At 73.2% G+C, this 2,300-nt stretch carries 2 protein-coding genes; both read right to left on the reverse strand.

Annotated elements, in window-relative coordinates; translation table 11 throughout:
* Positions 1-1,372: ABC transporter ATP-binding protein/permease (locus ACFQ4O_RS16985; protein ID WP_378777483.1), on the reverse strand; the 1,372-nt coding region annotated here is incomplete at its 3' end.
* Positions 1,373-1,384: 12 nt separating this feature from the next.
* Positions 1,385-2,300, reverse strand: a 916-nt coding sequence (locus ACFQ4O_RS16990) for a ChaN family lipoprotein (RefSeq protein WP_378777485.1), incomplete at its 5' end; no start/stop codon positions are given.

The following is a 2,300-nucleotide window of genomic DNA, read 5'->3' on the forward strand; positions in this document are numbered from 1 at the left end:
CGGCGCCGTCGCCGTCCGGGTAGAGCGCGGCCTCCGTGCGCCCCCCGAGCGGCGCGTAAGGGCGCTGGGGCAGCACGGCGATGGTCCCGGCCGGGCGCTCGATCACGCCCGCGCCATGGGGCCACAGCCCGGCGATCGCCTTCAGCAGCGTGCTCTTGCCCAGGCCCGACCGGCCCCGGATCCAGAGGCAGCCGCCCGCGCCGACCGTGACGTCCGGGATCGCGGCGATGCTCGCGCCGCGCGGATCGGACAGTGTCAGGCCGCGCGTCCGCAGCGCGCCGTCGGGCGAGGGCCGCACCGCGATGTCCGGCGGGGCGGCGTTCGAGGGATCGGTGGCGGCGAGGAAATGGTCGAGACGGCTCGCGGTGGCGGCGAGCTCGGCGAGGTCGCGGTAGGAGAACACGAACCACGACATGGTGGTCACCACGTTCGAGAACGCGTTGGCGAGCTGCATCAGGCCGCCGAGCGTGATCTTGCCCGCGATCAGCCCCGGCAGCGCGAGAAACAGCGGAACCCGCAGCACGGTCTGCATGTAGGGCCGCGTGAAGCAGCCGAGGATGAGGTCGCGCCGCATCAGCGCGCGCCAGTTGACGGCGATGGCCGCGAACCGGGCGTCGAGGCCGCGCCGCTCCGCCGCCTCGCCCCGGTGCAGCGCCACCGCCTCCGCCTGCTCGCGCAGGTGGGCGAGGGCGAATCGGAAGTCCGCCTCGCGCTTCTGCTGCTCGAAGTTCAGGGCCTTCAGCGGCGCGCCGAGCCAGTGGGTGAGCGCGCTCGCCGCCGCCACATAGAGGAAGGCGGCCCAGACCATGTAGCGGGGGATCTCCACCGCGTGGCCGGCGAGTTCAAACGCGAGCGGGAAGGTGGACAGCCCCCACAGCACCGTTGCGAACGAGACCAGCGACACCACCGCGTGGATGAAATCCACGCCCTCGTTGGTCGCCTTCTCCACGAACAGGCGGCAGTCGTCGGCGACGCGCTGGTCGGGATTGTCGATCGCGACGCCCGCGCCGGCGCCGGCGCGGAGCCGCCAGTAGGCCTGGCCGGACAGCCAGCGGTCGAGCGCGATCTCCGTCAGGCGCTTGCGCCAGGTGATCTCCAGCAGCTTCTGGACGTAGCGCCCGGACAGGAACAGCGCCGCGCTCGACCCCACAAGCAGCAGGAACACGCCCACCTGCCGGACGAGCTCGGGGCCGTCCACCTGCTGGACCGCGTTGTAGAACGCGGCGTTCCAGGCGATCAGCCGCACCGAGACCCAGATGCCGACGAAGCCGAGCGCCAGCACGGCGGCGAGATAGACGAGCCCGATCCGGCCCTCGCGGCCCGAGGCGCAGAGCCGGAACAGACGGAACAGGCGCTTGAGAAAGGCGATCACGCGGGCGCTCCTTCAGGCCGCCGTCCGTCCGGGCGGCGTGGAGCGGGCCGACAGCGGCGGCTCCGGCCGGTCGAGACGGAACACCGCGTCGGCGCGGCGTCGGCCGGGCTCGGGCGTGAAGGTCGCGTCCTCGTTCGGCAGCAGGGTCGCGACCCCGGCGACGCCGAGGTCGTCGAGCTGGAACGGCGTGCCGTAGCCGTATTCGAGATGGCCGCGGCCGATGATCCCGACCACGAGCGGGATGTCGCGCTCGTCGAGCGCGCGGGCGATGTTGCAGGCGAAGGCGCGGTCCCAGGTCTGCTGCGCCCGCACGAACCGGTCGAAGGCCGGGTCCATGGCGGAGGCGGCGGGGCGGTCGGGCGAGCGCGCGCCGAGGCCGAACAGCCATTCGCGATAGGCGGGAAGGGCGGGGGCGGAGGGCGTGAGCCCGTCCCGGTCCGCCTCGGGAATGGCGTCCCAGCCAAGCTTGCCCACCTCGGTGACGAGCGCCCGCCGGCAGTTCAGCGCCAGCATCGGCACGCGCTGCTGGCGGCAGAAGTGCAGGAGCGGCAGGTAGAGCGCCGGATCGAAGCCCCAAACCGTGCGCCACTCGCTCGCCTCCAGGAAGGCGTCGGTGGAGTAGGCGCCCTCCACCCAGGCGTCGAGCACGCTCTGGAGCCGGCGCGGAAACATCTCGAACCCGACCGCGAGCTTCGGCTGGAGCAGATGCAGGCAGGTGGTCACCTGCAGCTGCCAGCGGTGGATCTCGGCCACGTCGTGGGTCTCGCCCAGCAGCACGGCGCGCCTGCCCGCGAGCGCGCGCATCAGCGCGCCCGGTTCGAGCGCGGCGCCGGTCACGGGATCAAGCCAGCGTCCGCGCGGATGGGGGACCGCGCCGCTCATGACGCGGCGAAGGCCGAGGCCGGGCCGGACACGGTGAGGCCGGTCG

It is taken from the genome of Methylopila musalis (assembly GCF_042679725.1).
In the GTDB taxonomy this organism is placed as follows: domain Bacteria; phylum Pseudomonadota; class Alphaproteobacteria; order Rhizobiales; family Methylopilaceae; genus Methylopila; species Methylopila musalis.